22 protein-coding genes are annotated in these 25761 nt (G+C 61.7%); 9 read left to right on the top strand and 13 right to left on the bottom strand.

What is annotated here, in order from left to right:
• Nucleotide 1 precedes the first annotated feature (1 nt).
• From pheA to mtnA, 4 genes are all read right to left on the bottom strand, one after another.
• Nucleotides 2-1096: a prephenate dehydratase gene (gene pheA, locus HKK54_RS19070; RefSeq protein WP_003218812.1), complete on the bottom strand. Its 1095-nt coding sequence runs from the start codon at nucleotides 1094-1096 to the stop codon at nucleotides 2-4.
• Entirely contained in the window at nucleotides 1096-2181 is a 1086-nt protein-coding gene (serC, locus tag HKK54_RS19065) for a 3-phosphoserine/phosphohydroxythreonine transaminase (RefSeq protein ID WP_169387469.1), read from the bottom strand. The genes pheA and serC overlap by 1 nt, the downstream gene beginning before the upstream one ends.
• Before the next feature lie 218 nt (nucleotides 2182-2399).
• Nucleotides 2400-5054 (bottom strand): DNA gyrase subunit A, encoded by a 2655-nt coding sequence (gene gyrA, locus HKK54_RS19060; RefSeq protein WP_010176232.1) that lies wholly within the window; start codon nucleotides 5052-5054, stop codon nucleotides 2400-2402.
• 303 nt (nucleotides 5055-5357) lie between these two features.
• Nucleotides 5358-6434 carry an S-methyl-5-thioribose-1-phosphate isomerase gene (gene mtnA, locus HKK54_RS19055; RefSeq protein ID WP_010176233.1) on the bottom strand — a complete coding sequence of 359 codons (1077 nt, stop codon included), beginning with the start codon at nucleotides 6432-6434 and terminating at the stop codon, nucleotides 5358-5360.
• A gap of 108 nt (nucleotides 6435-6542) precedes the next feature.
• Between mtnA and HKK54_RS19050 the strand changes: the two genes are divergently transcribed.
• The 4 genes from HKK54_RS19050 to HKK54_RS19035 all read left to right on the top strand — a co-directional run bounded on the left by HKK54_RS19050 (nucleotide 6543) and on the right by HKK54_RS19035 (nucleotide 10230).
• Complete coding sequence (locus tag HKK54_RS19050) at nucleotides 6543-7874, top strand: TRZ/ATZ family hydrolase (RefSeq protein ID WP_010176234.1); 1332 nt, start codon at nucleotides 6543-6545, stop codon at nucleotides 7872-7874.
• 63 nt (nucleotides 7875-7937) lie between these two features.
• Nucleotides 7938-8636: a bifunctional 2-polyprenyl-6-hydroxyphenol methylase/3-demethylubiquinol 3-O-methyltransferase UbiG gene (gene ubiG, locus HKK54_RS19045; RefSeq protein WP_010176235.1), complete on the top strand. Its 699-nt coding sequence runs from the start codon at nucleotides 7938-7940 to the stop codon at nucleotides 8634-8636.
• Nucleotides 8637-8640: 4 nt separating this feature from the next.
• Nucleotides 8641-9312, top strand: a complete 672-nt coding sequence (gene mupP, locus HKK54_RS19040; protein ID WP_010176236.1) for an N-acetylmuramic acid 6-phosphate phosphatase MupP — start codon at nucleotides 8641-8643, stop codon at nucleotides 9310-9312.
• Nucleotides 9313-9489: 177 nt separating this feature from the next.
• The gene (locus HKK54_RS19035) at nucleotides 9490-10230 is read left to right on the top strand and encodes a YciK family oxidoreductase (RefSeq protein ID WP_010176237.1); all 741 of its coding nucleotides are present in this window, start codon (nucleotides 9490-9492) and stop codon (nucleotides 10228-10230) included.
• A 183-nt stretch (nucleotides 10231-10413) separates the two neighbouring features.
• Here HKK54_RS19035 and HKK54_RS19030 read toward each other — a convergent pair whose 3' ends face one another.
• The 6 genes from HKK54_RS19030 to HKK54_RS19005 are packed head-to-tail and all read right to left on the bottom strand — an operon-like array spanning nucleotide 10414 to nucleotide 16587.
• Nucleotides 10414-11928: an ABC transporter substrate-binding protein gene (locus tag HKK54_RS19030; RefSeq protein ID WP_010176238.1), complete on the bottom strand. Its 1515-nt coding sequence runs from the start codon at nucleotides 11926-11928 to the stop codon at nucleotides 10414-10416.
• A gap of 15 nt (nucleotides 11929-11943) precedes the next feature.
• Nucleotides 11944-12945: an ABC transporter ATP-binding protein gene (locus HKK54_RS19025; protein ID WP_169387468.1), complete on the bottom strand. Its 1002-nt coding sequence runs from the start codon at nucleotides 12943-12945 to the stop codon at nucleotides 11944-11946.
• Nucleotides 12942-13898, bottom strand: a complete 957-nt coding sequence (locus HKK54_RS19020) for an ABC transporter ATP-binding protein (RefSeq protein WP_169387467.1) — start codon at nucleotides 13896-13898, stop codon at nucleotides 12942-12944. The genes HKK54_RS19025 and HKK54_RS19020 overlap by 4 nt, the downstream gene beginning before the upstream one ends.
• Complete coding sequence (locus HKK54_RS19015) at nucleotides 13895-14752, bottom strand: ABC transporter permease (protein WP_169387466.1); 858 nt, start codon at nucleotides 14750-14752, stop codon at nucleotides 13895-13897. The genes HKK54_RS19020 and HKK54_RS19015 overlap by 4 nt, the downstream gene beginning before the upstream one ends.
• On the bottom strand, nucleotides 14749-15696 hold the full coding sequence (locus HKK54_RS19010) for an ABC transporter permease (RefSeq protein ID WP_010176243.1): 948 nt from the start codon (nucleotides 15694-15696) through the stop codon (nucleotides 14749-14751). Before HKK54_RS19010 ends, HKK54_RS19015 begins: the two co-directional genes overlap by 4 nt.
• A gap of 3 nt (nucleotides 15697-15699) precedes the next feature.
• Complete coding sequence (locus tag HKK54_RS19005; protein ID WP_010176244.1) at nucleotides 15700-16587, bottom strand: proline iminopeptidase-family hydrolase; 888 nt, start codon at nucleotides 16585-16587, stop codon at nucleotides 15700-15702.
• A 182-nt stretch (nucleotides 16588-16769) separates the two neighbouring features.
• Here HKK54_RS19005 and HKK54_RS19000 point away from each other — a divergent pair, with 182 nt between their 5' ends.
• Entirely contained in the window at nucleotides 16770-17534 is a 765-nt protein-coding gene (locus HKK54_RS19000; RefSeq protein WP_010176245.1) for a LuxR family transcriptional regulator, read from the top strand.
• A 94-nt stretch (nucleotides 17535-17628) separates the two neighbouring features.
• Nucleotides 17629-18555, top strand: coding sequence for a proline iminopeptidase-family hydrolase (locus HKK54_RS18995; protein WP_169387465.1), 927 nt, complete (start codon nucleotides 17629-17631; stop codon nucleotides 18553-18555).
• Nucleotides 18556-18671: 116 nt separating this feature from the next.
• On the opposite strand, the gene HKK54_RS18990 is transcribed toward HKK54_RS18995, so the two are convergent.
• A complete protein-coding gene (locus HKK54_RS18990) occupies nucleotides 18672-20183 on the bottom strand; it encodes a nucleobase:cation symporter-2 family protein (protein WP_010176247.1) in 1512 nt (503 codons plus the stop codon).
• A gap of 172 nt (nucleotides 20184-20355) precedes the next feature.
• Between HKK54_RS18990 and HKK54_RS18985 the strand changes: the two genes are divergently transcribed.
• Nucleotides 20356-21306, top strand: a complete 951-nt coding sequence (locus HKK54_RS18985; RefSeq protein ID WP_169387464.1) for a LysR family transcriptional regulator — start codon at nucleotides 20356-20358, stop codon at nucleotides 21304-21306.
• Between the two features lie 144 nt (nucleotides 21307-21450).
• The gene (locus tag HKK54_RS18980) at nucleotides 21451-22284 is read left to right on the top strand and encodes a hypothetical protein (RefSeq protein WP_010176250.1); all 834 of its coding nucleotides are present in this window, start codon (nucleotides 21451-21453) and stop codon (nucleotides 22282-22284) included.
• Here HKK54_RS18980 and punC read toward each other — a convergent pair.
• Nucleotides 22281-23474 carry a purine nucleoside transporter PunC gene (gene punC, locus HKK54_RS18975; protein ID WP_169387463.1) on the bottom strand — a complete coding sequence of 398 codons (1194 nt, stop codon included), beginning with the start codon at nucleotides 23472-23474 and terminating at the stop codon, nucleotides 22281-22283. The two genes, HKK54_RS18980 and punC, sit on opposite strands and share 4 nt — an antisense overlap.
• Before the next feature lie 122 nt (nucleotides 23475-23596).
• On the opposite strand from punC, the gene punR reads away from it, so the two are divergent.
• Complete coding sequence (punR, locus tag HKK54_RS18970) at nucleotides 23597-24526, top strand: DNA-binding transcriptional activator PunR (RefSeq protein ID WP_169387462.1); 930 nt, start codon at nucleotides 23597-23599, stop codon at nucleotides 24524-24526.
• Between the two features lie 61 nt (nucleotides 24527-24587).
• Here punR and HKK54_RS18965 read toward each other — a convergent pair whose 3' ends face one another.
• Nucleotides 24588-25757 (bottom strand): aspartate aminotransferase family protein, encoded by a 1170-nt coding sequence (locus HKK54_RS18965; protein WP_169387461.1) that lies wholly within the window; start codon nucleotides 25755-25757, stop codon nucleotides 24588-24590.
• Nucleotides 25758-25761: the final 4 nt, after the last annotated feature.

The raw sequence follows: 25761 nt of genomic DNA, 5'->3' as shown, positions 1-25761 counted from the left end.
CTCACAAAACCGCTTTCGGGTAAGAGCCCAGCACCTTGAGTGCCACGGCTTCCTGACTGATTTTCTCGAGCACTCCCTTGACCAGTGGGTCGCGGTGATGGCCGACGAAGTCGATAAAGAACACATAAGTCCATTTACCGCTGCGCGAAGGACGAGTCTCGATTCGCGTCAGGTCAATCCCGTTGTCGTGGAACGGCACCAGCAGCTCATGCAGCGCACCGGGCTTGTTGCTCATGGAGACGATGATCGAGGTCTTGTCGTCGCCGGTGGGCGGCACTTCCTGGCTGCCGATCATCAGGAAGCGCGTGGAGTTATCCGGGCGGTCCTCGATTTTCTCGGCCAGGCGCGTCAGGCCGTACAGGCCGGCAGCCATATCGCCGGCAATCGCCGCCGAGTTCCACTCACCCTTGACCCGCTTCGCCGCTTCGGCGTTGCTGGATACCGCCACACGCTCCACGTTCGGATAGTGCGCGTCCAGCCACTTGCGGCACTGGGCCAGGGACTGGGCGTGGGAGTAGATGCGGCTGATGCTGTCGGTCTTGGTGTTTTCGCCCACCAGCAAGTGGTGGTGGATACGCAGCTCAACTTCGCCGCAGATCACCATGTCGTGCTCAAGGAAGCTGTCGAGAGTGTGGTTGACGGCGCCTTCGGTGGAGTTTTCCACCGGCACTACGCCAAAGTTCACCGCCCCGGCGGCCACTTCACGGAACACTTCGTCGATCGCCGCCATCGGCTTGCTGATCACGGCGTGACCGAAGTGCTTCATGGCTGCAGCTTGAGTGAAGGTGCCTTCCGGGCCGAGGTAAGCCACTTTCAGCGGCTGCTCTAGTGCCAGGCATGAAGACATGATTTCGCGGAACAACCGCGCCATCTCTTCGTTACCCAACGGGCCCTTGTTGCGTTCCATCACGCGCTTGAGCACCTGGGCTTCACGCTCCGGACGGTAAAAAACCGGCACTTCGCCTTCAGCCAGGGACGCCATTTTCACCCGTGCAACTTCCTGGGCGCACCGCGCGCGCTCACTGATCAGCTCCAGGACTTTCTCGTCCAGGCTGTCAATGCGCACGCGCAGGGCCTTGAGTTCTTGCTCAGACATTAGCCGTGTTCCTTTTCGAACTCTGCCATGTAGGCCACCAGCGCCCTGACGGCGTGGATATCGACAGCGTTATAGATGGAGGCGCGCATGCCACCTACCGAACGGTGGCCCTTGAGGTTCAACAGGCCGCGCTCGTCGGCGCCGGCCAGGAATGGCTTGTCCAGACGGTCGTCCGCCAGGCGGAACGGCACGTTCATCCACGAACGGTCAGTCAGGTTGATCGGGTTGCTGTACAGGCCGCTGGCGTCGATGAAGTCGTACAGGGTACGTTTCTTCTCTTCGTTGAGCTTGCCCATGGCAGCCACACCGCCCTGCTCTTTCAGCCATTCGAATACCAGGCCCGACAGGTACCAGGCGAACGCTGGCGGGGTGTTGTACATCGAGCCGTTATCGGCCGCGACCTTGTAGTTGAGCATGGTCGGGCACAGCGAACGCGCACGGCCCAGCAGGTCTTCGCGGATGATGTTGACCAGGATGCCGCTCGGGCCGATGTTCTTCTGCGCGCCGGCGTAGATCATGCCGTACCTGGACACATCGATCGGGCGCGAGAGGATGTCCGAGGACATGTCGCACACCAGCGGAACATCACCCACCTCGGGAACCCAGTCGAACTCCAGGCCGCCAATGGTTTCGTTCGCCACATAGTGAACGTAGGCCGCGTCTTTCGAGAGCTTCCACTCGTCCTGACCAGGAATGGCGAAGTAGTCGTAAGGCTTGGCAGTGCCCGCCACATTGACGTGGCCGTAACGGGAGGCCTCTTCAATCGCCTTCTGGCCCCAGATACCGGTGTCGATATAGTCGGCCGTGCCGTCTTCCGGCAGCAGGTTCAGCGGGATCTGGGCGAACTGCTGGCTTGCGCCACCTTGCAGGAACAACACTTTGTAGTCAGACGGGATGTCCAGCAAGTCGCGCATATCCTGCTCGGCCTTGGTGGCAATGGACACGAACTCATCGCTGCGATGGCTCATTTCCATCACGGAGAGGCCTTTTCCATGCCAGTCGAGGAGTTCACCCTGCGCGCGCTGCAGGACTGCTTCAGGAAGCGCCGCGGGACCGGCACAGAAGTTATAGGCTCTCTTGCTCACATCCAATCTCTCTGATCTGGTGGGACTGCAATCAACATCCCGCAACGCGGAACCCTGTAGGAGCTGGCTTGCCAGCGATGCAAACGACTCGGCGCTTCACTTGAACCGAGTTGATGCCATCGCCGGCAAGCCGGCTCCTACAAGAGCGGCGCGGCGTCGTATTTCAAAAGGGACAAACAACAAGGGGGCGAATCTTCATCCGCCCCCTGTGTGTCCGCTTATTCCTGCGGTTCTTCTTCGTCTGCGGCAGCGTCGAGTGTTGGCTCGTCGACGTTGTCATCGCCACCGGCGATCACGTCACCCTCAAGCTCTTCACCTTCCAGCTCCTCACCCTCGACTTCCGATGGCTCCTGGACACGCTCCAGGCCTACCAGGGTTTCGTCGCTGGCCAGCTTGATCAAGGTCACGCCCTGGGTGTTACGCCCCAGGCTCGACACTTCATCAACCCGGGTACGCACCAAAGTGCCCTGGTCGGAAATCAGCATGATTTCCTCGCCATCCAGCACCTGGACCGCGCCGACCAGACGGCCGTTGCGATCGTTGCTGACCATGGCGATAACGCCCTGGCCGCCACGCTTGTACTCAGGGAACTCGCTGATGGCCGTACGCTTGCCGTAACCACGAGCCGAAGCAGTGAGAATCTCGCTGCCTTCTTCCGGGATCAGCATCGAAATCAGCTTCTGCCCTTCCGGCAGACGCATGCCGCGCACACCGCGGGCGGTACGGCCCATGGCGCGAACGTCGGATTCCTTGAAGCGCGTGACCTTGCCGCCGTCGGAGAACAGCATGACTTCACGCTCGCCGTCGGTGATCGCCGCGCTGATCAATACGTCGCCTTCGTCCAGTTCGAGGGCGATCAGGCCCACGCTGCGTTGACGGCTGAAGGATTCCAACGGGGTCTTCTTCACGGTGCCCTTGGCGGTGGCCATGAAGATGAAGTGACCTTCGGTGTATTCGTCTACTGGCAGCATGGTGGTGATGTATTCATCACTGTCCAGCGGCAGCAGGTTGACCAACGGACGACCACGGGCAGCGCGGGACGCTTCCGGGATTTCGTAGGTTTTCAGCCAGTACACCTTGCCCTTGCTGGAGAACAGCAGCAGCGTGGTGTGGCTGTTGGCAACCAGCAGGTGAGCGATGTAGTCCTCATCCTTGACGCCGGTAGCCGACTTGCCTTTACCACCACGACGCTGGGCCTGGTACGCAGCCAATGGCTGGGTCTTGGCATAGCCACCGTGGGAGATGGTCACGACGCGATCTTCTTCCGGGATCATGTCACCCAGGGTCAGGTCGAGACGGGCATCGAGAATCTCGGTGCGGCGCACGTCGCCGTATTCGGCTCGGATCACTTCCAGCTCTTCGCGGATCACTTCCATCAGGCGCACGGCGCTGTTGAGGATGCGGATCAGCTCGCCGATCTGGTTGAGAATCTCCTGGTACTCGGCCAGCAGCTTCTCGTGCTCCAGGCCGGTCAGGCGGTGCAGACGCAGTTCCAGGATGGCCTGGGCCTGTTCCGGGGACAGGAAGTACTTGCCGTCGCGCAGGCCGTATTGTGGGTCCAGGGTCTCCGGACGGCACGAATCGGCACCGGCACGCTCAACCATCGCCACTACGGCGCTGGATTCCCACGGCATCTTGATCAGGGCTTCCTTGGCTTCCGACGGCGTCGGCGAGGCCTTGATCAGGGCGATGACCGGGTCGATGTTCGACAGCGCAACCGCCTGGCCTTCCAGGATGTGGCCGCGTTCACGGGCCTTGCGCAGTTCGAACACGGTACGGCGGGTGACCACTTCGCGGCGGTGACGCACGAAGGCTTCCAGCAGATCCTTGAGGTTCAGGATGCGCGGGCGGCCGTCGATCAGCGCTACCACGTTGATACCAAACACGCTTTGCAGCTGGGTCTGGGCGTAGAGGTTGTTGAGGATCACCTCAGGCACTTCGCCACGACGCAGCTCGATCACCACGCGCATACCGTCTTTGTCAGACTCGTCGCGCAGTTCGGTGATGCCTTCCAGCTTCTTCTCTTTAACCAGCTCGGCGATCTTCTCGATCAGACGCGCCTTGTTCAACTGGTAAGGAAGCTCGGTGATGACGATCTGCTGGCGGCCACCGACCTTGTCGATGTCTTCGATGATCGAGCGGGCGCGCATGTAAATGCGGCCACGGCCGGTGCGGTAGGCTTCGATGATGCCGGCGCGACCGTTGATGATCGCGGCAGTCGGGAAGTCTGGCCCCGGGATGTATTGCATCAACTCATCGACGGTCAGCTCGGGGTTGTCGATGAGGGCCAGGCAACCGTCGATGACTTCACCGAGGTTGTGTGGCGGGATGTTGGTGGCCATGCCCACGGCGATACCGCTGGAGCCGTTGACCAGCAGGTTGGGAATACGGGTCGGCATGACCGCCGGGATCATTTCGGTGCCGTCGTAGTTCGGCACCCAGTCCACGGTTTCTTTGTGCAGGTCAGCCAGCAGCTCGTGCGCCAGCTTGGTCATGCGCACTTCGGTGTATCGCATGGCCGCAGCGTTGTCGCCGTCGACCGAACCGAAGTTGCCCTGGCCGTCTACCAGCAGGTAGCGCAGGGAAAACGGCTGGGCCATCCGAACGATGGTGTCGTACACCGCAGTGTCGCCGTGAGGGTGATACTTACCGATCACGTCACCGACAACACGGGCAGATTTCTTGTACGGCTTGTTCCAGTCGTTACCCAGCTCGCTCATCGCGAACAGCACACGCCTGTGCACGGGCTTCAAGCCATCGCGCGCATCAGGCAGTGCCCGACCGACAATTACGCTCATCGCGTAGTCGAGGTAGGACTGTTTCAGCTCGTCTTCGATATTGACCGGGAGGATTTCTTTGGCCAGTTCGCCCATGAGAAGCCTGATTCCTTTTTCGGGTGAAACCTCGTCACATCCATATGGGACGAACGAAGCTCGCCGCTGCTGGCATGGTGCCTGGCAACGACTTACGACAAATCAACGAGTTATGACACGGATCTGCGCATTAAAGGTTACCCCTTGAGGTGACCCTGGAAACCGCCGGATGTTATCACAATCGCCGCCACGCACCTATCCCCCTGATGCGCATGGAGCATAGTAAGTTGACGGATGACAGGCTTGACGGCGACGAGAGGGCCTTAGAGCTGGATCCAAGGCGTTTTTGGCGGGCAAATTGCCTTAATGCAGGCGTTTACGACACATCAGTTGCGCCAGCTTCGCCGTGTCGGGACGTTCGACGATGCCTTTTTCGGTGACAATCACATCAATCAGGTCCGCCGGCGTTACGTCAAACACCGGGTTGAAGGCGTCCACATCAGCCGCCACACGGGTGCCGCCGACTTCCAGCAACTCCCGGGCATCGCGCTCTTCAAGCGGTACGTCATCGCCGCTGGCCGCCATCATGTCGATGGTGGAACTGGGCGCCACCACCATGAAGCGCACGCCGTGATGCATGGCACACACCGCCAATTGATAAGTGCCGATCTTGCTGACCACGTCACCGTTGGCGGCAATGCAATCGGCGCCGACGATCACCCAGGTCACGCCCTTGGTCTTGAGAATGTGCGCGCCGGCCGAATCGGCATTCACCGTGACCGGGATTCCCTCATTGGCCAGCTCCCAGGCCGTCAACCGCGAGCCTTGCAACCAGGGCCGGGTTTCGTTGGCGTAGACCCGCTCCACCATGCCTTCCAGGAACGCCCCGCGAATCACCCCGAGAGCGGTGCCCACGCCGCCCGTGGCCAGCGCTCCGGCATTGCCATGGGTCAGGATCGCCTGGACGTTGCCCTGATGCTTGCGGATCAGCTCCACGCCCAACTGCGCCATGGTGAGGTTGGCTTCACGATCACTTTGGTGAATCGCCACCGCCTCGGCCTCCAGCACCGCCAGCGGATCGGCGTGTTTCTTAAGGCGATCGAGGCAATCGCGCATGCGCTTCATGGCCCAGAAAAGATTCGACGCGGTCGGACGGGTATCCGCCAGCAGCGCGTAGTCCTCTTCCCAGGCAGCCTGCCAGTCGTCGCCCTCGGCGATGTGAGCACGCGCGGCCAGCACCAGGCCATACGCTGCACTGATACCAATGGCCGGCGCGCCGCGCACCACCATCAAGCGAATGGCCTCGGCCACCTCGGCGGCACTGGTACAGGCCACCCAGGTTTGCGCAGCCGGCAAAATACGCTGATCGAGCAGGTACAGTGCGCCATCACGCCACTCGATGGCCCTCACTTTCTCCGCAGCCAACAGTCGATCGCGCATCCCTCACCCCGCACTCATGAACAAAAGCCGCCGATTATAGCGATCCGCCAGCCAGGACGCTCGGGTATACTTCGCCGTTCTTTATAGATGCCAGGGAAACCGCCCTCGATGACACCGACTGCCGCCCCGCTCGACTTATTGCTGCTGCCCACCTGGCTGGTACCTGTCGAGCCTGCCGGCGTAGTGCTCAAAGAGCACGGCCTGGGCATTCGCGACGGGCGCATTGCGTTTATCGGCCCACGCGCCGCCGCCTTGAAGCTCGCAGCGACCGAAGTGCGTGAACTGCCGGGCATGCTGCTCAGCCCCGGCCTGATCAACGCCCACGGCCACGCGGCGATGACGCTGTTTCGCGGCCTGGCCGACGACCTGCCGCTGATGACCTGGCTGGAAAACCACATCTGGCCCGCCGAGGCCAAGTGGGTCGATGAAGCCTTCGTGCGCGATGGCACTGACCTGGCAATCGCCGAGCAGATAAAGGGCGGCATCACGTGCTTCTCGGACATGTACTTCTTCCCGAAAGTCGCCAGCGAACGCGTACACAACGCAGGTATTCGTGCGCAAATCGCCATCCCGATCCTTGATTTCCCGATTCCTGGTGCCAGTGATGCCGATGAGGCCATTCGCCAGGGCGTCGAGCTGTTCGGCGACCTGAAGCACCACCCGCGGATCAAAATCACCTTCGGCCCCCACGCGCCGTACACCGTCTGCGATGAAAACCTGGAAAAAATCCGGGTGATCGCCGAGGAGCTGGACGCGTCGATCCATATGCACGTGCATGAAACCGCTTTCGAAGTGCAGCAGTCCGTTGAGCAGCGCGGTGAACGCCCGCTGGCACGCCTCGGTCGCCTGGGCTTGCTGGGGCCGCGCTTCCAGGCCGTTCACATGACCCAAATCAGCGATGACGACCTGGCGTTGCTGGTAGAAAGTAACACCAGCGTGATCCACTGCCCGGAGTCCAACCTGAAACTGGCCAGTGGCTTCTGCCCGGTGGAACGCCTGTGGCAAGCCGGCGTCAATGTGGCAGTAGGCACCGACGGCGCCGCCAGTAACAATGACCTCGACCTGCTGGGCGAAACCCGCACCGCCGCGTTGCTGGCCAAGGCCGTCGCCGGCTCGGCCACTGCCCTGGATGCCCACCGCGCGTTGCGCATGGCCACCCTCAACGGCGCCCGGGCCATGGGCCAGGAAAGTGAAATCGGCTCGCTGGAAGTGGGCAAGGCCGCCGACATCGTGGCCTTCGACTTGTCGGGCCTGGCGCAACAACCGATCTACGATCCGGTCTCACAGCTTATATATGCCACCGGACGCGATTGTGTGAAACACCTTTGGGTCGGCGGCAAGCAATTGCTCGACGACCGGCAACTGACCCGCCTGGATGAAGAACAGTTGTGCGCCACGGCCATCGCCTGGGGCCAACGCATCAGCGGACACAGCGAATAACGCCCGCCCTGGCAACGAACGCCAGGGCCGGCAAAACGTTTTATCAGATTTAGAGGATTCCCCATGAGCAACGTCGACCACGCTGAAATCGCCAAATTCGAAGCCCTCGCACATCGCTGGTGGGACCGCGAAAGCGAGTTCAAACCCCTGCACGACATCAACCCGCTGCGGGTCAACTGGATTGACGAGCGCGTCAACCTGGCCGGCAAGAAGGTACTGGACGTGGGTTGCGGCGGCGGCATTCTCAGCGAATCCATGGCCCAGCGCGGCGCCACCGTGATGGGTATCGACATGGGCGAAGCGCCATTGGCCGTGGCCCAACTGCACCAGCTGGAGTCGGGCGTGAACGTCGAATACCGGCAGATCACCGCCGAAGAGCTGGCCGAAGAGATGCCCGGGCAGTTCGACGTGGTCACCTGCCTGGAAATGCTCGAGCACGTGCCAGACCCGTCCTCAGTGATCCGCGCGTGCTTCAGTATGGTCAAGCCCGGCGGCCAGGTGTTCTTCTCCACCATCAACCGCAACCCGAAGGCGTACCTGTTCGCGATCATCGGTGCCGAATACATCATGAAGCTGCTGCCCCGCGGCACCCATGACTTCAAGAAATTCATCCGCCCTTCCGAGCTGGGCGCGTGGAGCCGCCAGGCCGGGCTGACCGTCAAGGACATCATCGGCTTGACCTACAACCCGCTGACCAAGCACTACAAGCTGGCCAGCGACGTTGATGTCAACTACATGATCCAGACCCTGCGCGAGGAGTAAGCCTGTGAAGTTGCAAGCGGTTCTTTTCGACATGGACGGTACCCTGCTGGACACCGCGCCGGACTTTATCGCCATCTGCCAGGCCATGCGGGCCGACCGCGGCCTGGCGCCGATGAACGACCAGCACATCCGCGATGAAATCTCCGGCGGCGCCCGGGCGATGGTCGCCGTGACCTTTTCCATGGACCCCGAATCCCCAGGCTTTGAAGAGCTGCGCCAGGAATTCCTGGAGCGCTACCTCAAGGGCTGCGCGATTCACAGCAAGCTGTTCGAGGGCATGGAAGAGCTGCTGGCCGATATCGAGAAATCCAGGCTGATCTGGGGCGTGGTCACCAACAAGCCGCTGCGCTTTGCCGAACCGATCATGCAGCAACTGGGCCTGGCGGAACGCTCGGCGCTGTTGATCTGCCCGGACCACGTGAAGAACAGCAAGCCAGACCCGGAGCCGCTGATCCTGGCGTGCAAGATGCTCAACCTGGACCCGGCCAGCGTGCTGTTCGTGGGTGATGACCTGCGGGATATCGAGTCGGGCCGCGACGCCGGCACCCGAACCGCTGCGGTCACCTACGGCTATATCCACCCGGACGACAACCCGCGCAACTGGGGTGCCGACGTGGTGGTGGATCACCCCCTGGAATTGCGCAAAGTGCTGGATAGCGCGCTGTGCAGCTGCTGATCGGGAATGCTTGAGGTTGATGCGCCTTGGTGGCGAGGGAGCTTGCTCCCGTTCGACTGCGCAGCAGTCGCAAACAGATGGACTGCTTCGCACCCAACGGGAGCAAGCTCCCTCGCCACAGAAGCCTTAGCCGCAATGAATCACATGGATTTTCTGTGAACTTTGTCGAGGTTGTTTATGTTTGATTACTCCGCACGTCCAGAACTGCTCAAGGGCCGGGTCATCCTGGTCACCGGCGCCGGTCGCGGGATTGGCGCGGCGGCGGCAAAAACCTATGCCGCCCATGGCGCCACCGTGCTGTTGCTGGGCAAGACCGAAGCCAACCTGGCGCAGGTCTATGACGAAATCGAAGCGGCCGGCCAGCCACAGCCCGTGGTGATTCCGTTCAACCTGGAGACCGCCCTGCCCCATCAATACGATGAGCTGGCAGCGATGATCGAAAAGGAATTCGGCCACCTCGACGGCCTGCTGCACAACGCCTCGATCATCGGCCCGCGCACGCCCATCGAGCAGTTGTCGGGTGAGAATTTCATGCGGGTGATGCACGTGAACGTCAACGCGATGTTCATGCTGACCAGCACGTTGTTGCCGCTGCTCAAGCTGTCCCAGGATGCATCGGTGGTGTTCACCTCCAGCAGCGTGGGCCGCAAGGGCCGCGCTTATTGGGGCGCGTACGGGGTGTCGAAGTTTGCCACCGAAGGCCTGATGCAAACCCTGGCGGACGAGCTGGATAACGTGGCACCGGTGCGTGCCAACAGCATCAACCCGGGCGCCACCCGCACCAGCATGCGGGCGCAGGCGTATCCAGGGGAGAACCCGACCGATAACCCGACACCGGAAGACATCATGCCGGTGTACCTGTACCTGATGGGGCCGGACAGTACCGGCATCAATGGCCAAGCGTTTGACGCGCAATAAAAGACACTGGCTGGCTTTCGTGGTGAGCGGGCTTGCCCCGCGCTGGGCTGCGAAGCAGCCCCAATAAAGGCACCGCATGCTTTCAGATAGAATGAGATGACCGGCTTCAGGGCTGCTTCGCAGCCCAGCGCGGGGCAAGCCCGCTCACCACAAAAGGGCTGGCCCCACTTGGGTTTACAACGCTTAGTTCTTCACCACTTCCTCAAGCGTGAAGCGCCCCAACGGGTTTTGCAGGAAGTTGCTGACGTTCTTGCGTGAGATGTTGATGTACGGGCTGTAGTACAAGTCGATCCAGTTCACATCCTGTTTCGCCATTTTCTGCAGGTCGATGTACATCTGCTCACGCTTCACCGGGTCGGCTTCGATCCGCGCGGCTGCCACCAGGTCCTTGACCTTGTCGTTCTTGTAGCGGGTCATGTAGTTCTGGTTGGTGTCGTGGCCCAACACGAAGGTGGTCTTCTGGTCCGGGTCGAGGATGTCGTTGGTCCAGTACATCACCGAAATGTCGTATTCGCCGTCCACCAGCATCTGCCAGCTTTGGGTCGGGTCGACCTTTTGCAGGTTGGCCGTGACGCCGACCTTGGCCAACTGATCCTTGATCATCACCGCAATCTGCTCGTCGGCTTCGTTGCCGGCGTTGACCACGTAGTTCAGCTTCAAATCCTGGGCACCGGCAGCAGCCAGCAGTTTCTTGGCTTCGGTCGGGTCGTACGGGCGTTGCAGGTTGTTGGCGTAGTGGTACAGCGAACCTTTCGGAATGTAGGAATAGGCCACGGTGCCTTGACCGAAGGTGGCGGTTTTCACCAGCGACTGTTTATCGATGGCCATGTCCAGCGCCTGGCGCACCTCCGGCTTGGCCAGCAGGCCGTGGGCGTGGTTGATCAACAGGTGATCTTCACGGGTCGACGGGTCGGAGTGGACCACCACGTTCTTGTCTTTTTTCAGCTCTTCAACCCGGGAGAACGGGACGAAGATCGCTGTGTCCAGCTCGTTGTTCTGCACCATGCGCATGCGCGTATTGTCATCGGTGACCGACACCCATTCCACCCCATCCAGGCTCACCTTGCCGGCCTGCCAGAAGTTCGGGTTCTTTTTCAGGATCACCCGATCGCCCTTGCGCCACTCGCCCACGGTAAACGCGCCAGAGGTCACCGGGTTTTCCGAGTAGGCGTCCTCGCCCATGGTGGTCATGGCCTTTTCCGACAGGATCGATACCGTCGGTGAAGCGAGTTGCGAGAGGAAGGCCACCGCAGGGGTTTTCAGCGTCACGACCAGGGTTTGCGGGTCGCTGGCCTTGGCCGTGTTGATCAGGCTGAACGGGTCGCTCCACAACGAGGCCTTGTTGTCGCGGATGCGCAGCAGGCTGAATGCGGCGTCGTCAGCGGTGATCGGCGAGCCGTCCGAGAACTTTGCGGCACGCAGCTTGAAGGTATACGTCAGGCCGTCCTTGGAAATGTCCCAGCTTTCTGCCAGCCCCGGTTCCATCTTGGTGCCCAGGTTATCCACGCGCACCAGGGTGTCGTAGACGTTGGCGAACACCCAGGTGTCGCGGTTCTGCGCACTTTTGATCGGGTCAAACGTGGTGCTGTCTTCGCGACAGCCGATGGTGAGTACACCCGCCGCGTGGGCGATACCGGCGGTCAGCGACCACGCGGTGAGCGTGGCGGCGGCGAGCAACTTCAAGTGACGGGATTGCATGTCATAACTCCTTGTCTATAACGGCGGTTGTTCACGAGTGGCAGATAGGGTCAAAGGCTCTTCAAGCACGCAACTGTACCGATGCGTTTGCACAAAGTGAGTCGGCGGCAATACCTCGGCACACACAGCGCGTGCATGCCGGCAACGCGGGTGAAAGGCGCAGCCATTGGGCAGTTTCAGCGGGCTCGGCGGCTCGCCAGGCAACGGTTCGCTGGGCAGCGGGCGGTACGGATCAATCTCCGGAATCGCCTGGATCAGGGCCGCCGTGTACGGATGACGCGGTGTGGTGAAGACCGCTTCCACCGGGCCTTCCTCGACGATTTTCCCCAGGTACATCACCGCCACCCGGTCGCACAGGCGCCGGACGATGGCCAGGTCGTGGGCGATAAACAGGATCGCCAGGTTCATGCGCTGTTGCAGTTCCAGCAGCAGGTTGATGATCTGGCCCTGGATCGACACATCCAGGGCGGCCACGCATTCGTCGGCGATGATCAGCCGCGGCTCCACCGCCAGCGCCCGCGCAATGCCGACGCGCTGGCATTGCCCACCACTCAGGGAGCCGGGTTTACGGCTGGCGAGTTCGGGGCGCAGGCCTACCAGGTCGAGTAATTCATTGACCCGGCGCGGGATATTGTCTGGCGACACCTTGCGCTGCACTCGCAGCACTTCGGCAATGGTTTCACCGACCGTCAGGCGCGGGTTCAGGGCCGCGTAGGGATCCTGGAAGATCATCGCCGTCTCGTGCCGCAGACGTGCGATGTCGACCGGCCCGGCGTGGGCCATGTCGATACCGTCAAACACCACCTGCCCGGCGCTGATGGGGTTGAGGTGCAAGATCGCCCGGCCCAACGTGCTTTTTCCGCTGCCGGACTCACCCACCAAACCGAGGGTTTCGCCGGCGGCCAGGGTCAGCGAAACACCATTGACCGCCCTCACCCACTGTTTATTCAAGCCAAACAGGCCGCTGCCAGCGGCGGCAAATCGCACCTCAAGGTCATTCACCTGCAACAGCGTCATGGGCGAACTCCCAGGGGATAGTGGCAGGCAACTCGTGCGCCTACCGGCAGCAGCTCGGTGCACAAGCTGCCGACCTGCGGGCAACGCGGGTTGAACCGGCAGCCCTTGGGCAATGCATCAAGCAACGGAGGCTGCCCGGCGATAGTGCGCAACAAGGCATGGCCGCTGCTGGTGGCGGGCTGGCACTCGATCAGGCCGGCGGTGTAAGGGTGTTGCGGGTGCGCCAACAGCTCGTATTTGCTGCCGTGCTCACACAGGCGACCGGCGTACATCACGGCGATGGAATCACAGGTTTGCGCCACCACGCCCAGGTCGTGGGTGATCATGATGATCGACAAGCCGCGCTGGTCTCGCAGGTCCAGCAGCAGGCGAAGGATCTGCGCCTGCACGGTGACGTCGAGGGCGGTGGTCGGCTCGTCGGCGATCAGCACGCTGGGATTGCAGCCCAGGGCCACGGCGATCATTGCCCGCTGGCGCATGCCGCCGGAAAACTCGTGAGGGTAATTGTCGATACGCGCCTGCGGATCGGGAATCCCGACCTGGCGCAGCACCTCGATGGCTTGCAAGCGTGCGTCCTTTTTCGAAGCACCCTGATGCAGGCGGATACCTTCGGCGATCTGCTCGCCGATGCGCATCAGCGGGTCGAGGTGGCTGCTGGGGTTCTGGAAAATCATTCCCAGTTTTCCGCCGCGTACTGCGCGCATGCCGGCATTATCCAGCGCGAGCAAATCCTGGCCCGCGAGGCGCACCGAACCGCCCTGCACCCGCAGGCTGGGGGACGGCAGCAAGCGCATCAGCCCGCGACAGGCCATGGTCTTGCCCGAGCCGCTTTCGCCCACCAGGCCGAGGATTTCACCTTCGGCCAGGTCGAAGGACACCCGGTCCACCAACGTCACATCCCGCCCGGTGTTATTGGCGATCACGCTCAGGTCGCGCACTTGTAGAAGACTCATGAGCGTTCTCCCAACACTTGCGCCACACCATCGGCCAGCAGGCTGAAGCCCATGGCCAATGTCACGATGGCCAGGCCCGGGAAAGTGCAAATCCACCAGGCCGTGGTGATAAACGCCTGGCCTTCGGCAACCATGGTGCCCCACTCGGCCGTCGGTGGTTGCACGCCCAAACCGAGGTAGCTGACCGCCGCACCGTTGAGCAGCACCAGCACCGCGTCAGACATCGAGAACACAATCGAGCCGAACATCGCGTTAGGCAACAAATGCCGGAACAGAATGCGCCCATGACCAAAACCCAGGCTCTTGGCGGCCAGGGCGAAGTCGCTTTCCTTGAGCACCAGGATCTGCGAGCGAATCAGCCGCGCGTAAGACACCCAGCCCACCAGCGCCATGGCGATATAAAAGCTCTTCAACCCCGGACCGAGGATCGCCATGATCGCCAGCATCAGCACCAGGAAGGGAAACGCGAGGATCACGTCGATCACCCGCATGCAGAAGCTGTCGAACCGCCCGCCGATATAACCGGACACCGCGCCGACAAAGGTGCCGATCAGGAATGGAAAGATCACCCCGACCACCGCCAGTTGCAGGTCGATTCGCGCGCCCCAGATCACCCTCGAAAGAATATCGCGGCCATAGTTATCCGTACCAAAGGGATGGGCCAGGCTGGGGCCCAGCAAACTGATGTCGGTGTTTTGCGCAATCGGATCGAAGGGTGCGATCCACGGTGCGAAAACGGCCAGCGCCAGCCACGCCAACAGAATCAACAGGCCCCAGACCGCAGTCAGGCGGCCTTTGCGAAAACCAAAGCGCAGGCGCAAGCGCCACGGGGCAATCAACGGGCGGCTGCTCATTGCATTTTCACTCGCGGGTCCAGCGCGACCGTCACCACGTCGGCGACAAAGTTGACCAGCACGGTCGCGCAGGCCAGCACCATCGCTACGCCCTGCACCACCATGTAGTCGCGGGTGAAGATCCCGCGCACCAGCAACTGGCCAATGCCGGGAATCGCGAACAGGCTTTCGATCACCACCGTGCCGCTGATCAACCAGCCGATGTTCACGGCCAGCAGGTTGACCGCCGGCACCAGGGAATTGGGCAGTACATGGCGACGAAACACCGCCGCCTCCGACAACCCTCGCGCCCGGGCGGCGGTGACGTGGTCGGCCTGCAGCTCCATCAACATGCTCGCCCGCAGGTTGCGCACCAGCACCGCCGACAACGCCAGGGCGATGGTCAGGCACGGCAGCACCATGTGGTGCGCCTTGTCCAGCCAGGTACGCCCATAACCGGAGACCGGGAACAATCCCCATTGCACGCTGAGCAACAGGATCAGCATCAAGCCCAGCCAGAACGCCGGCATGCCCAGGCCGACCGTGGTGAACAGCCGGATCAGGTTATCCGCCCAACCGCCTTTATTCCGTGCGGCCACGGTGGCCAGCGGCACGGCGATCAACAGCGCCAGCAGCACACTGCCGAGCACCAGGAACAGGGTCGGCTCGATGCGGGTGACGATCAGTTTCAGCGCGTCGACCTTGTACAGCAGCGACTGGCCAAGGTCGCCCTTGAGCAGGTTTTTCAGGAAGTAGAAATATTGCAGCCACAAGGGCTGGTCGAGGCCGTACTGGGCGCGAATCTTCAGCAAGGCGTCCGGCGTGCTGCGTGACCCCAGCAGGGCCCGCGCCGGGTCGCCGGGAATCGAGCGCACCAGCACAAAGGTGATCAGGCTGATGCCAAACAGCACCGGCAGCAATTGCAGCGGCCGGGACAGCACAAAACGGTAACGCGCCAGGTTCATCCGTCAGCCTCGGTGACGAGCAAGAAAGTCCAGCAGCACCGGGAAGTAAGCCTGGGGCTCTTCGTAAAACGGCATATGGCTGCTGTTGGGGAACACGTGCAGCTCGGCGTGCCTGGCCGCGCTTTTCATGCGCATGGCGCAGGCCGGGGTCAGCTCGTCGTGCTGGCCGGTGGTGATCAGTATCGGCATCTTGAATTCGGCCATCTCGGGGATGCGGTTCCAGTCCTTGAGGTTGCCGATGTAGAGGAATTCGTTGGGGCCCTGCATGGTTTCGTAGGGGCCCATGTTCCAGTCGCCAAGGGAGCGCTGGACCGGCGCCGGCCACTCGTCCAGCCGGCAGACGTGGCGGTAGTTGAGCAAGGTGATGGCAGCCTGGTACTGCGGGTGGTCAAGGGTGCCCATGGCTTCATGGCGTTGCATCATGGCCACGGTTTCGCTGCCCAGGGCTCCGCGCAAGCGTTCCAGTTCCAGAGACAGGTGCGGAATGTCGCCGACGGTGTTTTCCAGGATCAGGCTTTTCAGCGCGTCGGGGTAGTGAATGGCGTACTCGATGCCCAGCCATCCGCCCCAGGAATGCCCCAGCAAGTGAACGCGGCCCAGGCCGAGGGCCTGGCGCACGGTTTCAACTTCTTCGACATAACGGCCGATTTCCCACAGCGAAACATCGGTCGGTCTGGCTGAAGCGCCTGTGCCAAGCTGGTCGAATGCAACCACTCGCAGGCCGTTGTCCTTGAGCCAGCCATGAGCGTCGCGCAAGTAGTCGCAAGGCAGCCCCGGGCCGCCATTGAGACACAGCAACACCTCATCGCCTTCGCCAAAGCTATAGGCCACGAGGTTGTGGCCGTCGACTTGCACGTTGTACTGCTGGTCGGGGGCAATTTCACGCCACATGCATACATTCCTTGTTGTGTGTCGGCCCTGGGAATAGTGGCCGTTTAAAGGCCAACACTACCGAGGATGCCGCGCGTCCATAACCTGGTAATTCTTATAGGTTTGGTCTGGCAGTCCTTCGCCGGGGCGTGGCATTCTACTTGCAGCAAGACGAGATTCAAACGAATTCGGGAGCAGAACGGATGCTGGCCAGGCTAACCGCATTTAATGACCGTCTCATCCCCGGCAGGAGCCTGGATGAACAGATGGACAACACCCTCGTATTGGCCCAGAACCTGGGTTTTGATGCGCTGGTCTACGACTACACCCCCGTGCCCATTGACCATAATGGTGCACTGATCACCCCTTCTGTGCTGCAACTGCGCAATACGCCCCCCGACTGGTACAGCTTGTGGTGCAGCGCCGGCTTTTATCAGATCGATCCGGTGCAGCATCTGGCACTGTCGACGGTTTCACCGTTTGTCTGGTCCTACGAAGCCAAGGCCGACACTGCGCTGCAAAAGATCATCGACCCGTGTCACGCCCCCGTATCCAGCTACCTGCACGACCGGCAGATGACCTGCGGCGTCAGCGTGCCGATCCACCTGCCCCGTGGCGGCTTCGCCTCACTGACCGGCCTGCGCACCGGCAAGGCCAGCACCGTGTTGCAGGATGCCCGCCAGACCCTGTCGGAATTCAGCCTGATTACCCACGCCTTGCAGGAAGCGGCCTACCCGCTATTCAGCAAGGAGCTGCGTTCATACCCGCATATCCGCCTGACCAAGCGTGAACGCGAATGCCTGAAATGGGCCGCCGACGGCCTGACCGCCGCCGAAATCGCCACGCAACTGAGCCGTTCCTTGGCCGTCGTCACCCTGCACCTGGCTTCGGCCATGCACAAGCTCGGGGCCAAGAACCGGGTCCAAGCGGTGGTACGGGCCACCCACTACCGGTTGCTTGAAGATTGATCCGAAGGAAAAACCTAGCTGTTTTGCTAGTTACTTAAACTTTCTGTGCCGACTATCGTGTACCTGATCACTTTTTCTCAGGGCAGGGCACGAAATGGAATTCATCGAAACAATCCGCGAAGGCTATGCGGCCTTTCGCGACTACCAAACCTGGTATCGGATCACCGGCGACCTGGACAGCGGCCTCACGCCGCTGGTCATCCTGCATGGTGGCCCGGGTTGTACCCATGATTATGTCGACGCCTACAAGGACGTGGCTGCCAGCGGCCACGCGGTCATTCACTACGACCAACTGGGCAACGGCCGCTCCACCCACCTGCCTGACAAAGACCCTTCGTTCTGGACCGTGAGTTTGTTCCTGGAAGAACTGGACAACCTGCTGGACCACCTGCAAATCAGCAACAACTACGCGATCCTGGGGCAATCCTGGGGTGGCATGCTCGGCAGCGAACACGCCATCCTGCAACCCAAGGGCCTGCGGGCGTTCATCCCGGCCAACTCGCCGACCTGCATGCGTACCTGGGTCAGCGAAGCCAACCGCCTGCGCAAATTATTGCCTGAAGGCGTACACGAGACCCTGCTCAAGCACGAACAGGCCGGTACCTACCAAGACCCTGAATACCTCGCGGCTTCGCGGATTTTCTATGACCAGCATGTGTGCCGGGTCAATCCATGGCCGGAAGAAGTCGCCCGCACGTTCGCCCAGGTGGACGCCGACCCGACGGTGTATCACGCCATGAGCGGCCCGACGGAATTCCATGTGATTGGCAGTTTGAAAGACTGGAACGTAATTGGCCGGCTGTCGAAGGTCAATGTGCCGACCCTGGTGATTTCCGGTCGCCATGACGAGGCCACGCCGTTGGTGGTCAAGCCGTTCCTGGATGAGATCGCCGATGTGCGCTGGGCGTTGTTTGAAGACTCCAGCCACATGCCGCATGTTGAAGAGCGGCAGGCGTGCATGGGGACGGTGGTGCAGTTTTTGGATGAGGCGTGCGCGGTGCCCCACAGAAAAGTCAGCTGATAACACCGTGTATGTGGCGAGGGAGCTTGCTCCCGCTCGACTGCGAAGCAGTCGCAAAAGCTGGGGCCGCTTCGCAGCCCAACGGGAGCAAGCGCCCTCGCCACAATGATTGGCTGTTACACCTCGCTCGTCTGCGCCCTGCCGTGCACCGCCGCTTTCTTCGGCACTTCTTCCAGCAACGGAATCTCCTTGCCCTCGGCATCAAACAGCTTGCCGCCGCTGAAGTAATCCCCATCCCGCAACGCCGCCACGTCCTGGAAGCACAGGCTGCGCTCAGTCCCGGCGACAAACACCGACTGCTGGTCCGAGTTGCCGGCAGTGAAGTGGTTGAACGCCAGGTTCAACAGAATCGCCATGATCGCCGACGAGCTGATGCCCGAATGGAAAATGGTCGCGAACCAGCTCGGGAAGTGATCATAGAAGCTCGGTGCCGCAATCGGGATCATGCCAAAACCGATGGAAGTGGCGACGATGATCAGGTTCATGTTGTTGCGGTAATCGACCTTGGACAGGGTGCGAATCCCACTGGCGGCCACGGTGCCGAACAGCACAATCCCGGCCCCGCCCAGCACCGAAGTCGGCACCGCCGCAATCACCCGCCCCATGAACGGCAGCAGGCCGAGAATCACCAGGAATATCCCGCCGGTGGCGACCACGTAGCGACTCTTGACCCCGGTCACCGCCACCAGCCCGACGTTCTGGGCGAACGCACTTTGGGTGAATGAACCGAAGATCGGCGCAAACATGCTCGACAGCATATCGGCACGCAGGCCATTACCCAGGCGTTTGGAGTCGACCTTGGTGTCGATGATTTCGCCCACCGCGAGAATGTCCGCCGAGGTTTCCACCAGCGTCACCATCACCACGATGCACATGGAAATGATCGCCGCGAGGTGGAAGGTCGGCATGCCGAAATGGAAGGGTGTGGGAAAGCCGAACATCGGGCCCTGGGTCACGCTGGAGAAGTCCGCCATGCCGAGGAACACCGCGATGACCGTGCCGATCACCATCGCCAGCAGAATCGACAACCGGGAGATGGTCGCGCTGCCGATCTTGCTCAGCAACAACACCAGCACCAGGGTCAGCGCCGCCAGGCCGATGTTGGGCATGCTGCCGAAATCGGCGGCGCGGCTGTTGCCGCCCATGGCCCAGCGGGCGGCGACGGGCATCAGGGTCAGGCCGATGGTGGTGATCACGATGCCGGTCACCAGCGGCGGGAAGAATTTGGTTATTCGCGAGAACACCGGGGTGATCAACAACCCGATCAACGACGCGGCCATCACCGCCCCGAGGATCGCCGGGATGCCGCCCGCGCCGTCGCTGCCGACAATCGCCACCATGGTCGCCACGCCGGCAAAGGACACCCCTTGCACCAGCGGCAACTGGCAGCCGAAGAACGGCAACCCGAGTGTTTGCAGCAGTGTGGCCAGGCCACCGGCAAACAGCGAGGCGGCGATCAGCAGGCCGATATCGGCCGGCGACAACCCGGCCGCCTGGCCGACGATCAACGGTACGGCCACGATGCCGCCGTACATGGTGAGTACATGCTGCAGGCCGTAAGCCATGTTGGCCGCGACGCCGAGATTCTCGTCTTCTGGCCGCTGCGGTGACGCCTTCGGGATAGTCATGGTGAGGGGTTCTCTGTTTTTGTTGTGCACTCACTGTATGCAATAGAAAGATTGGATGTCCATAGAGTTGTATACAATCATTTTCACAAAACCATCACTAACGGCGTTACAAAAATCCATTCAGCCGCCCTGCCCCGTGGCTCGAAGCGCTGCGCACAAGGACTCGAAAAAAATGCTCAACCGCAAGCTGCGCATTCACGCCCCGGCGATTTACTACTTCGACATGGTTCGCCGCTGCCACTCGATCCGCGAAGCCGCGCGGCGCCTGAACGTAGCGTCGTCGGCGGTGAACCGGCAGATCCTCAAGCTGGAAGACGAAGTAGGCGCAGCGCTGTTCGAACGGCTGCCCGGCGGGCTGCGCCTGACCGCAGCCGGCGAGATCCTCACGCGCCACGTGAGTTTTGTGCTGCAGGATGTGGAGCGCGTGCGGGGCGAGCTGGAGGGTTTGAACGAGGTACAGACCGGCCACGTGGAAATCGCCACGGTGGAAGGCGCCACCGTGGAACTGCTGCCCGCCGCCCTCAAGCGTATGCGGGAGCGCTATCCGAAAGTGACCATTGGCGTCACGGTGCAAGGTTCACAGTCGATTCCCGGCGCAGTGGTCAATGGCCAGGCTGATCTGGGGCTGGCTTTTGCATTACCGCGCAGCAGCGAAACCATCCAGGTCTGTGTCGGCCATTTCCGTCTCGGTGCGCTGATGGCCCCGGGACATCCACTGGCCGGCGAGGCCAGCGTGAGTTACGCCGTCTGCTGCGAGCACGGGGTGATCCAGGCCAAGAGCGAGCTGTCGGTTCATCACCTGATCGCACCGCTACACAAGCGTTCGGCGGCAGCGAACAAGCCGCTGCTGCACAGTAACTCCATGGAACTGGCCCGGCAGTTGGCCCGCCAGCAATTGGGCATCGCATTCCAGACGCGCATCGGCGTGGAAGTTGATTTGGCCCGGGGCGAACTCCTGCACATCCCGCTGAGCGACCAGGGCGGGATCTTCAGCGACCTGGGCTTGTACGCCCGCAAAGACCGGGACTTGCCGATCGCGGTGCAAGCCATGGCCCATCTGCTCAGTGAAGAAATCAGCCTGCGCGAACATCAGGAAACGCCTTGGACGCCGCGTATTTCCTGACTCTCCGGCCAGCTTCAGTGCTGCCGTTTCGGCATCGGCCCAGGCGAGATTCTGTTCTTTGGAACCCACAACGGATGTGCGGATACTGCGCCCGGCGACCCTTGCACGGTTGCCATGAGCCAAAACGCCAAAGGAATTAAAACAATGAAAAAGGCACTGCACGGCGCAACCGTATTGCTCACACTGTTCGGCGGCGGGGAGGCTGTCGCGCTGGAATGGATGAACAACAGCCTGGGATTTCGCTACGGCCAGCAGTTCACCAACCCGAACAACCCGGATGAATTCAGCAAGCGTATTTACAGCTTCACCCACGCCAGCGGTTACCAGTACGGCAGCAATTACCTGAACCTCGACGTGTTCCTGTCCGACAGCCGCGACCCGCGCAAGGGCACCGACCACGGCGGCAGCGAAGTGTATGCCGTGTACCGGCACCAGTTGTACGCCTCACGGGTGTTCGATGTGCCGCTGGGCACCGGGGTGATCAAGGATTACGCGCTGACCTTCGGCTTTGATGCCAACCGCAACAACAACCTGGCGTCGGCGAAAAAGCGCGCGCTGGTGATTGGCCCGACCTTGAAGTTCAACACCGTCGGCGTGCTGGACCTGAGCCTGATGTACTACAAGGAAAGGAACCATTCCGGCATCCCCGGCGCGAAAGAACCCGACCACACCTTCGACGATACCTACATGCTCAACCTGACCTGGATGCGACCTTTCGAGATCGGCAACCATGGGGCGAAGTTTCAGGGGTTTATCAATCACGTCGGGGAAAAGGGCGAAGACTTCCATGGCCGCGACACCGCGCCGGAAACCCTGATGCGCACCGCGCTGATGGTGGCGGTGCGCCCGGGTAAAAGCGTCAAGCCCAACCTGTACCTGGGCGTCGGGTATGAGTATTGGCATAACAAGTTCGGCGTGGACGGCGGCCGGGGCAGTCGCACCTCCACGCCGACGGTGAACCTGGAAGTGACGTTTTAAGGCGCACTCACCAGGTCGGCATCGGCATCATCAACCTTCGGCCGCGCCAGCCAGTAACCCAACACGGCCAATGGCGCGGTGGCCAGCATCACAATCGCGGTGATCAACAGCGGTTGATCAATCATCGACGACACGATCAGACTCGCGAGGAAACACAGGCCCAACTGCAACGTGTTCTGCAAGGCTGCCGCCTTGCCGGAATTTTCTGCAAATGGCATCAGCGCATTCGCCACCACGATCGGGTAGCTGGCGCCGTTGACCAGCGCCATCAGGCAGAACGGAATCAGCAAGGTGCTGAGCGTCGGCACAGTCAAGGTGGCCACCAGGTACAGCGCGCCCATGCTGATGCAGTACGCCAGCAGCAACCAGGGCAACAAGGTCTTGCCCTGGTACCGCTGCAACGCACTGCGGCAACTGTAGCCACCGATCAAAAACGATAGCGTGGGCAATACGTAGCTCAAGCCGATGTCATTGGGGCTGTAGCCCATGCCGCCGAGGATGAACGGCGAGGCGGTGAGCCAGGCGAAGAAACTGGCGGAGCACGCGGCAAAGATCATCACGTTGCCGGTGAATACCCGCGACTTGAGCAACTGCCCATAGCCGAGACGGGAAGGTTCGCCATCGGTTGTCAGGCGTTTCGGCAATGGTTTGAGAAACAGTGTCGGTAACAGCAGTAGCAGCGATACCACCAACAGCACGCCGAAGATCGCCTGCCAGCCCCAGTGATTCAGCATCAACGCCCCCAACAGCGGCGCCAGGGCCGGTGACAGAGACATCAGCGGCATGATGCCGGCGAATACCCGATGGGCCTTGTCCGCCGGGTAGCGATCAATCACCAGCGCTTGCCAACTGACGGCGGCGGAACACACGCCAATCGCCTGCACAAAGCGCAGGGCCAACAACTGCGGTGCAGTCTCGACCCAGAACATGCCCAGGCAACCGAGCACAAACAGGGAAAGGCCGGTGAGCAACACCGGTTTGCGTCCCAGCCGGTCGGACAGCGGCCCCCACAACAACTGCCCGACGGCAAAGCCCGCGAGGAAGATGCTCAGGCTCGCGCCCACCGCGCCGGGGGAAATCTGCAGTTGCTCGCCCATGGCGCCAAACGCCGGCAAGTACATATCCATGGCCAGATAGCCGAGCATGCTCAGCCCCGCCAGGTACCAGGTGAATCCAAAAGAGTTTTTCATTGAAGCCTTGTATAACCTGCCATCAAACTATTTGCTGACTGGCACCTATTATGAAGCTGGATGCTTCCCTGTGAAGCGAGAATAATTGGACTCTCTTATCAATATTTTTGAAGGCAGCCTGCATGTGGTCTGAATATTCCCTGGATGTCGTGGACGCGGTGGCTCGCCACGGCAGCTTCAGCGCCGCCGCCCAAGAACTGCACCGGGTGCCGTCGGCCATCAGCTACACGGTGCGGCAAATCGAAGAATGGCTGGCGGTGCCGCTGTTTGTCCGACGTCATCGGGACGTGGAGCTGACGCCCGCCGGTAAATTGTTCGTCGACGAAGCCCGCGGCGTGATGAAAAAAATGCTTGGCACCCGAAGGCTGTGCCAGCAAGTGGCCAATGGCTGGAGCGGCCAGCTGAAAGTCGCGGTGGATTCCATCGTCAAACAGCAGCGCTGCCGGCAACTGGTGCTGGATTTCTATCGCCAGTTCCCGGAGGTGGAATTGCTGCTGGACTACGAGGTGTACAACGGCGTGTGGGATGCCCTGGCCGATGACCGCACCGACATCGTGATCGGCGCCACCAGCGCGGTGCCGGTGGCCAGCCAGTTCACCTTTCGCGACATGGGCCTGTTGAACTGGCTGTGCGTGGTCAGCAGCCGACATCCGTTGGCGGCGGCAGAAGGCTTGCTCAGCGATGACCAATTGCGGCCCTTCGCCTCCCTGTGCATGACCGATACCTCACGCAACCTGCCCAAGCGCGACACCTGGACCCTGGACAACCAGCGCCGCCTGGTGGTGCCGCACTGGGCGTCGGCGATTGATTGCCTGCGGGACGGCCTGTGCGTCGGCATGGCGCCGGCGCACCTGGTACAACCGTGGATCGAGCGCGGCGAGCTGAGCGCCCTGCAACTGTCCCGGCCCTTCCCCGCCAGCCCGTCGTGCGTGGCGTGGGCGCAGAACAAACTGTCGCCGGCCATGGCCTGGTTGCTCGACTATCTGGGGGACACCGAAACCCTGAATCAGGAGTGGTTGAACGGGGTGCAGGTGGGCTCCGGCTACCCCTGATCGTTCCCACGCTCTGCGTGGGAATGCAGCCAGTGACGCTCCGCGTCGGCCTCATCCCTGTTTAGTGCAGCAGCCGGGAAAGCGCCCGCACGATCATTTCCACTTCCTTGCCGTCAATGGTCAACGGCGGCAGCAGGCGAATGATCTTGCCCCGTGTCACGTTGATCAGCAGGCCATGCTCATGCGCCGCGCGTTGGGCCAGGTCGCGCTGAGGTGTCGCCAGTTCGATACCGATCATCAGCCCCTGCCCGCGAATCGCCAGCACCTGGGGATGTTCGCTCAATTCCACCCGCAGGCGCGCCAGCAACCGCTCGCCCTGCTGCGCCGCATTGTCGAGCAGGCCTTGCTCTTCGATGATCTCCAACACCGTACAACCCACCCGACAGGCCAACGGGTTACCGCCGAATGTGCTGCCGTGGCTGCCGGGAGTAAACAGTTGCGCCACGGCGGCCCGGGCCAGGCACGCGCCAATCGGCACGCCGTTGCCCAGGCCTTTGGCCAGCGTCATCACGTCGGGCACGATGCCCTCATGCTGGAAGGCAAACCAGCGACCGGTGCGGCCGATCCCGGTCTGGATCTCATCAAGCATCAGCAACCAGCCTTGCCGGGTGCAGTGCTCGCGCAAGGCTTTCAGATAGCCCGGCGGCGCGACTTGCACGCCGCTTTCACCCTGGATCGGCTCCAGCAGCACCGCGACAATCCGCGGGCCGAATGCCTCGGTCACGGCCTCCAGCGCCTTCAAGTCGCCGAAGCCGACCTTGATAAAGTCCCCCGGCAGCTTTTGAAACCCCAGCCGCACCGAAGGCCCGTCGCTGGCAGACAGGGTGCCCAGGGTGCGCCCATGAAAGGCGTTCTCCATCACCACCACCAGCGGCTGTTCGATGCCCTTTTTCCAGCCATGCAGCCGGGCCAGCTTCAGCGCCGTCTCGTTGGCTTCGGCACCGGAGTTATTAAAGAAGGCCTGGTCCAGCCCGGAAAGCCGGGTGAGCCGCAGGGCCAGACGCTGTTGCCAGTCGATGCTATAGAGGTTGGAGGTGTGCAGCAGCAAACCCGCCTGCTCACTGATGGCCGTCACCAACCGTGGGTGGGAATGGCCGACGTTGGTCACCGCCACACCCGCCACGGCATCCAGGTATTCGCGGCCCTGCTGGTCCCACAGGCGCGTGCCAAGGCCACGGGTAAAGCTCAGGGGCGACGGTTGATAAGTGGTCATCAGGCAGGCGGCGGTCATGGCG

It is taken from the genome of Pseudomonas sp. ADAK13 (genome assembly GCF_012935715.1).
GTDB lineage: Bacteria > Pseudomonadota > Gammaproteobacteria > Pseudomonadales > Pseudomonadaceae > Aquipseudomonas.
This window is presented reverse-complemented; position numbering and strand designations above follow the sequence as displayed.